This window comes from Mycobacterium sp. FW102-FHT13B02, assembly GCF_058790275.1.
On the sequence record NZ_JBYTCM010000017.1, the window covers coordinates 125,286 to 132,012 of the forward strand.

Annotated in this window: 7 protein-coding genes; 3 read left to right on the plus strand and 4 right to left on the minus strand. The window is 65.8% G+C overall.

Annotated features, from left to right (window positions below; all coding sequences use genetic code 11):
* The first annotated feature begins 24 nt into the window (after positions 1 to 24).
* A complete protein-coding gene (locus AC3WTE_RS24130; RefSeq protein WP_492441561.1) occupies positions 25 to 456 on the plus strand; it encodes a nuclear transport factor 2 family protein in 432 nt (143 codons plus the stop codon).
* 7 nt (positions 457 to 463) lie between these two features.
* Here AC3WTE_RS24130 and AC3WTE_RS24135 read toward each other — a convergent pair whose 3' ends face one another.
* The 3 genes from AC3WTE_RS24135 to AC3WTE_RS24145 are packed head-to-tail and all read right to left on the minus strand — an operon-like array spanning position 464 to position 4,192.
* The gene (locus tag AC3WTE_RS24135) at positions 464 to 2,179 is read right to left on the minus strand and encodes a GMC oxidoreductase (RefSeq protein WP_492441562.1); all 1,716 of its coding nucleotides are present in this window, start codon (positions 2,177 to 2,179) and stop codon (positions 464 to 466) included.
* Positions 2,180 to 2,189: 10 nt separating this feature from the next.
* On the minus strand, positions 2,190 to 3,221 hold the full coding sequence (locus AC3WTE_RS24140) for a Rieske 2Fe-2S domain-containing protein (RefSeq protein ID WP_492441563.1): 1,032 nt from the start codon (positions 3,219 to 3,221) through the stop codon (positions 2,190 to 2,192).
* Positions 3,218 to 4,192, minus strand: coding sequence for a PDR/VanB family oxidoreductase (locus AC3WTE_RS24145; protein WP_492441564.1), 975 nt, complete (start codon positions 4,190 to 4,192; stop codon positions 3,218 to 3,220). The genes AC3WTE_RS24140 and AC3WTE_RS24145 overlap by 4 nt, the downstream gene beginning before the upstream one ends.
* Before the next feature lie 245 nt (positions 4,193 to 4,437).
* Here AC3WTE_RS24145 and AC3WTE_RS24150 point away from each other — a divergent pair, with 245 nt between their 5' ends.
* Positions 4,438 to 5,706: a PucR family transcriptional regulator gene (locus AC3WTE_RS24150; RefSeq protein WP_492441565.1), complete on the plus strand. Its 1,269-nt coding sequence runs from the start codon at positions 4,438 to 4,440 to the stop codon at positions 5,704 to 5,706.
* A gap of 89 nt (positions 5,707 to 5,795) precedes the next feature.
* On the plus strand, positions 5,796 to 5,969 hold the full coding sequence (locus AC3WTE_RS24155; RefSeq protein WP_492441567.1) for a hypothetical protein: 174 nt from the start codon (positions 5,796 to 5,798) through the stop codon (positions 5,967 to 5,969).
* A gap of 20 nt (positions 5,970 to 5,989) precedes the next feature.
* Here AC3WTE_RS24155 and AC3WTE_RS24160 read toward each other — a convergent pair whose 3' ends face one another.
* Positions 5,990 to 6,502 carry a DUF732 domain-containing protein gene (locus AC3WTE_RS24160; RefSeq protein ID WP_492441569.1) on the minus strand — a complete coding sequence of 171 codons (513 nt, stop codon included), beginning with the start codon at positions 6,500 to 6,502 and terminating at the stop codon, positions 5,990 to 5,992.
* Positions 6,503 to 6,727 lie beyond the last annotated feature (225 nt).

Here is a 6,727-nt window from a genome sequence, read left to right on the forward strand (position 1 = left end):
CGAGGAGCCGGAGGCGGATCGCGGATGACTTCCGACGTGACAGACAAGCTGGCGATCACCGAGCTGCTGTACCGGTATGCCGAGTTGATCGACGCGGGCGACTTCCACGGCGTCGGAGAGCTGTTGGGGCGTGGCAACTTCATGGGGGTCACCGGCGCCGAGGCCGTTGCTGCGCTGTTCGCCAAGTCGACTCGTCGTTTTCCCGATCATGGAAACACGCCGCGCACCCGGCATCTGGTGCTCAACCCGATCGTCGAACTCGACGGCGATACCGCCTACGCGCGGTCGACGTTCTGCGTTGTGCAGCAGACCGATACGGTGCCGCTGCAACCCATCGTGGTGGGTCGCTACGCCGATACGTTCGCGCGGGACGATGCCGGCTGGTACTTCACCGAGCGCATCGTGGACGTTCAGATGGTCGGCAACGTGTCCGACCACCTGAACATCACGCTGTAGGACGACGCTAAGCGTCGGTCGCGGTGGGTGCGAGCGGGATGAGCGGCAGCCGCAACGCCCCCGGAGCGCCTTCCGGCACAACCGGTTTGACCGGCGCGACAGCATCCACCCGACGGTAGGGCTGTCCCTGCCCGGGGCGGCGGTCGTCCTCGCCCTTGTTGGGCCACATCGCTGCCGCACGCTCGGCCTGGGCGGTGATGGTCAGCGAGGGGTTCACGCCGAGGTTGGCCGAAACCGCGGACCCGTCGACGACGCTCAAGGTGGGGTAGCCGTAGACCCGGTGGTAGGGGTCGATCACCGCATGCGCGGCGTCCGAGCCGATGGCGCAACCACCGAGGAAGTGCGCGGTCAGCGGGATGTTGAACAGCTCGCCCCAGGTGCCGGCCGTCACGCCGTCGATCTTCTCGGCGACCCGGCGGGTGGCGTCGTTGCCGGCCGGGATCCAGGTCGGATTGGGCTGGCCGTGTCCCTGCTTGCTCGACAGGTGCCGTCCTCGCAGTCCGCGCTTGGTAAACGTGGTGATCGAGTTGTCCAGGTTCTGCATAACCAGTGAAATCACCGTGCGCTCACTCCAATTGCCGACCGACAACACCCGCAACAGGGCGCGCGGATGCGCCGCCGCCAGCCCCAGGAACTTCAGCCAGCGCGGCCATCGGCCGCCGCCGTCGGTCATCAGCGTCTGTAGCAGGCCCATCGCGTTGGAGCCCTTGCCGTAACGGACGGACTCGATGTGGGTGTCGCCGGTCGGATGGAACGACGACGTGATGGCGACCCCGCGGGTCAGGTCCAGCGCCGGGTCGACCTGGTACTTCATTGCGCCGACGATCGACTCGGAGTTGGTGCGGGTGAGCACGCCGAGCCGATCCGACAGCTGGGGCAGGGTGCCGCTGTCCTTCATCTTGTGCAGCAGGTTCTGGGTGCCCCAGGTGCCGGCCGCCAGGACGACGTGCCGCGCCGTGAAGGTGTGCCGGTTCTTGCGCAGGGTCCGGCCGGTGCGGACGGTGTCGATTTCCCAGATCCCGCTCGGACTCTGCCGCACGGAGTCGACCGTCGTCAGCGGATGTACTGTGGCGCCGGCATTCTCGGCCAGGCCGAGGTAGTTCTTCAACAGTGTGTTCTTGGCGCCGTAGCGACAGCCCGTCATACAGCTGCCGCATTCGATGCATCCGGTGCGGTCGGGCCCGACGCCGCCGAAGAACGGATCGCGGACGGTCTTGCCGGGCTCGCCGAAGAACACCCCGACCGGTGTCTGGACGAACGTGTCACCCACACCCATGTCCTCGGCGACCGCCTTCATGATCTCGTCGGCCGGGGTCATGCTCGGGTTGATCACCACCCCGAGCATGCGCCGGGCCTGGTCGTAGAAGGGCGACAGCTCGTCGGACCAGTCGGTGATGTGGGCCCACTGCGGGTCGTTGAAGAACGTCGCCGGCGGTTTGTAAAGGGTGTTGGCGTAGTTCAGCGACCCGCCCCCGACACCGGCTCCGGCCAGGATGACGACGTCGCGCAGCATGTGGATGCGTTGCACGCCGAAGCAGCCGAGCTTGGGTGCCCACACGAATTTCCGGACGTCCCAACTGGTTTTCGGGAACTGGTCGTCGCTGAACCGGCGTCCGGCTTCCAGCACGCCTACGCGGTAGCCCTTCTCGGTCAACCGCAATGCGGTGACGCTGCCCCCGAATCCGGATCCGACGACGATCACGTCATAGTCGGTGTTGGACATGTACTTCTCCTCAATTGGCGGTGAAACGGCTGGTTTCGTCGTCGACCATGTCCATGGCGATACGCCGTGCCCGGATCGCGGCCCGATCGGCTTTGACGTTGATGTCGCGCCGGCGGGCGCCGGGCTCGTCTAGCCGGCGTTGGATCGTCTCCAGCAGCGCCGCATCGCGGACGGCCCACTCGTGGAACATGATGCGTAGGTACTCGGTGATGGTGTCCTCGGCGCTGTCGTAGTTGCGGGCCATCTGCAGGAAGACATGCGTCGCGCCGGGCGATTCCGGCGTGAAGCCATGAATTCGCAAGAGCTCGTGCGTTTTTCCGTCTTCGCCCTCGATGGCATAGTGCTGCGTGTGCAGGGCCGGCGACACGAATGTCCCCTCTTCGCGCCGGGTGGCCACCGTCTCCTCCGGTAAGCCGGTGATTGCCGATTCCCACGGGGCGAGGCGGCTCGGGGGAGTCTGGCGGGTGTAGGCCACCGAGCGTTCGGAGATCTCGACCTCGCCCAGCGGCGGCAGCTGCTGAATGTCCGGCGGCACGACCTCCGGGTGCGTGACGAAGACGTCGGTCAGATCGAGGTAATGCTCGTGCAGCAGAAGGTAGTTCGCGTCGACCCGCAGTACCTCGGTGGTACTGGTCCAGCCCGAACCGTCTACGTACCACGGCACCCGGGGCGGCGGACGCAGGGCGGCGGCCCGCGGCTCGCCGAGCCAGATCCAGACGAACGGCGCGGTCTCGACGATCGGGTACGCCGGCACCCGGGCACCGGGTGGGACGTTCTCCTGTGACGGCACGTCGGTCAGACAACCATCGGGCCCGTAGCTGAAGCCGTGGTAGCCACAGATCAGCCGATCGCCGTCGAGCCGGCCCTCCGACAGGGGATAGGCGCGATGCACGCAGAGGTCCTCCAGCGCCACCACTTCACCGGACGTGCGCCGGTACATCACCACGTGCTTGCCGAGTAGGCGGCGGGCCAGCAGTCCTTCGCCGACCTCATCGCTGAGCGCAGCCACGTACCAGCAATTCAACGGGTAGTTGGTTCTCATAGGTCGAGCACCAGCGTTTCCGACCGGGAGCGCGAGACGCAGATCATGATGGAGTTGTTCTCCGCCTTCTCCGAGTCGTTGAGCACGGAGTCGCGGTGATCGCCGAGGCCTGCGATGATTTCGCATTCACAGGTGCCGCAGACGCCTTCCATGCACGACCCCAGCACGTCGAGACCGGCTTCTTCGGCGACGTCGTAGATCGACTTGTCCAGCGGCACGGTCAGCGTGATGCCGGACCGCTGACATTCCACTTCGAACGTGTCGAGCGCGTCCGCCGGTTCCTCGACGATCTTGGCCGAGAACCGCTCGAGGTGCAGGCTGCCGCCGGGCCAGGCTACGCAGCCCTTCTCGACCGTGTCCAGCAGACCCTCGGGGCCGCAGCAGTAGACCAGCGTGTTCGCCTGCGGCGCGGCCAGCACCGCCGCCAGCTTGGTCCGGAACGCGTCGCCCTGCTCGTCGCGCGCACAGATGGTCACGCGGTCGCCGAAGCGTTCCAGCGCATCCAGGTATGCCATCGACGAGCGGGAGCCGCCGCCGTAGATCAGCTGCCAGTCGGCACCGGTGGCCTCGGCGGCTTCGATCATCGGCAGCATCGGCGTGATGCCGATACCGCCCGCGACGAACTGGTAGCGCGGCGAGTTCACGAGCGCGAAGTGGTTGCGCGGGCCGCGCACGCGGATTGTGGTTCCTTCGTGCAGCTTGTCGTGGACGTACCGCGAGCCCCCGCGGCTGTTGGGGTCGAGCAGGATGCCGACCTGCCATTCGCTCCTGCTGGCGGTGCTGCCGCACAGGGAGTATTGCCGGGTCAGCGAGGGCGTCAGGACCAGGTCGATGTGAGCGCCGGGGGTCCACTCGGGCAGGTCGGTGCCGGAGGGATCGGCGAGAGTCAGCGTGACGACACCGTCTGCGGACTGCTCGCGCCGGCGTACCTCGAGGTCGACCTCGGCTTCCCGGTAGGCGGCGTTACTCATCGCGACCGCCGGACGGGAACCGACGTGTACTGGCGAACAACACCGGCGAGGTACGCATCGGTTACGTTTGCGGTGGTCACGATTGCCTCCTTGCTGGTCAGCTGCTGCGAAAGCTATTCGCCATGGCGGTCCGGATCGACGTCTCTGGGCGACCAAGTATCGAGGTGTTTGCAGGGAGTCGTTGTCCCGCGGCGACAAAGCCCGATTTGCAGCAACTTCGGCGCTTCGTGACCTACGGTCATTTCATGCTTGAACGACGCGTCGACGAGAGTGCCGTCGTCGCACGCGCAGCGGAGATCATCGGCGCCCTCGACGGCAAGTTGAACGACATGATGCAGTCGATCCAGAAAATCCTGCTGACCGAGATCTCCGAGCTCAGTGAGGATGCGCAGCTCCTCGAATTACAGGCGCACACCGTCGCGGCGAATGTCGACACCGTCTTCGCCTCGATTCGTCACCGCATCCCGATCGAGGACGTCGTGCCGCCGACGGAATCGCTCGAACACGCGCGCCGCATGGCGCAGCGGGGCGTCTCCGCAAATGCCGTCGTCCGCGCCTACCGGTTGGGGCACCAGGAAGTGCTGAACTTCGTGCTCGACGAGATCGCGGCGTCGGACCTGGACCCCCGGGTCAGTCTCGACGTTTTCAAGTACTTCCAGACGGTCTCGTTCGGCTACATCGACTGGATCTCGCAGCAGGTTCTCAACACGTACCAACGGGAGTACGACCGGTGGGTGGAAAGCCGAAACAGTATGCGGGGCCAACGCGTTCGCGCCATCCTCGCCGCGGCCGGCGGTGACGTCGATGAGCTGACCGAGGACATCCGATACCCGCTGCGGCGCGTGCACCTGGCGTTGGCGCTGTGGTATCCGGACGACACCGGCGGCGACGAACTGGTGCGCATGGAACGTTTCGCCAACCACCTGGCCACGTCCCTGGGCACACATGAGCCGCCGCTGTTCCTCTCGGTCGACTACCTCACCGCTTGGGTGTGGCTGCCGCTGTCGGCGCGCGGCGCCGAGGACGCGGCCAACCGAATCCGTGAAGTCGCAGCGGCGCAACAGGATTCACCGTGGATCGCCATGGGCAATCCGTTGCCGGGTATCGAGGGCTTCCGCCGTTCGCACCAACAAGCGGTGGACGGCCGCGCCGTGGCGGTGGTGTCGGGAGCTGTCGAGCGTCGCGTCACCGCGGCGAGCGATCCGGGGCTACCCGTCGCGACGCTGCTCGGCGACAACGTCGGGTCGGTCGGCGCTTGGGTGGCCGAAATCCTGGGTCCGCTGGCGAGTGACACCGAGAGCGATGAGCGGTTGCGCGAGACGTTGCGAGTATTTCTGCGGACAGGGTCGAGTTTCAAGGCCGCCGCCGATGAAATGCACCTGCATTCGAATTCGATCAAGTACCGGGTGAACCGTGCGATCAGTCGCCGCGGCACGCCGATTGTCGATGACCGCATCGAGGTCGAGGTCGCATTGCTGCTTTGCCATTGGTTCGGACAGGCAGTTCTGAACTGACAAATCGCGTCGGCGGCCCGTTTGTGGGCGAGGAGACCCTGAATAACGTTGCACGCCAATTGAAATATGTCGACTCCCTGGATAGACGGGTGCTTTTGGGTGATCCGGCCGACGCGCTCGCGGCCGCAGACCAGAACCTCCTGGCGATCGGCAATCGCGGTATGGCGGGTATGGCCCGGGTGCTGGGTGCCACCGCGAACACGGTCACCCACTGGGTGACGTCCAACTTGCTGCTGGTCAACGCGGCGCCGGGGCGTGGATAGCGGCTCCAGTTCGACTGGAATCAGGAGCGGTTGGCGTCCGTCCCGATTTTATGATTTACCACGACCATCGGTCCCCAATCCGTGGGCGCGGCCGAGTCGACAGGCGCCGGGCTGTACCCGGGCGGGTACCACGCGATCGGGGGATAGGTGGGCCGCGGGTTCACCGGAGCCGAAGTATTGACCCAGTCACTCTCGCCGGCAGGGCCGATATGCCAAGGGCAGTAGACGGCTTCTGCCGCCGAGGTAATCGAGTTGGCGATATCGAATGTGTATGGCCCTCGGGGGTACTGCAGGTCCTTGAGTGCTTGGTATGGCGGCTCTCCGGCATCCTGACGCTGGCATGCGGCGATGCCTTGTGCCCGCACCAATGGGAAATTCGTTATCGTCAGGTTGTCTCCGTCTGGGCGGGTTAACAACCAATAGAAGTTTTGGTCCTGCTGTGCGTCAGCCTGTGCTGGGGCGGCTGCCAGAAGGCTGCCCAGCCCGGCGGCGGCGACCGCGGCGCCCGCCGTGATCTTGATTAGCGTACTCATGGCTAATCGTAGGAACGACGGCCAGGATCACCTTAGCGCCGTAGGTCCCGATGTATTGGTGACTTAAGTCCGTTGGGCACCGCATCCGCAGGCTGTAACTGTCAAGAACTTCGCCCACGAGATGCTCGACGGAGCCAGTGCCGACAAGACACCGAAACCTCATCTGCAGAACCGGGGGGGGGGGGGGGGGGGGGGGGGGGGGGGGGGGGGGGGGGGGGGGGGGGT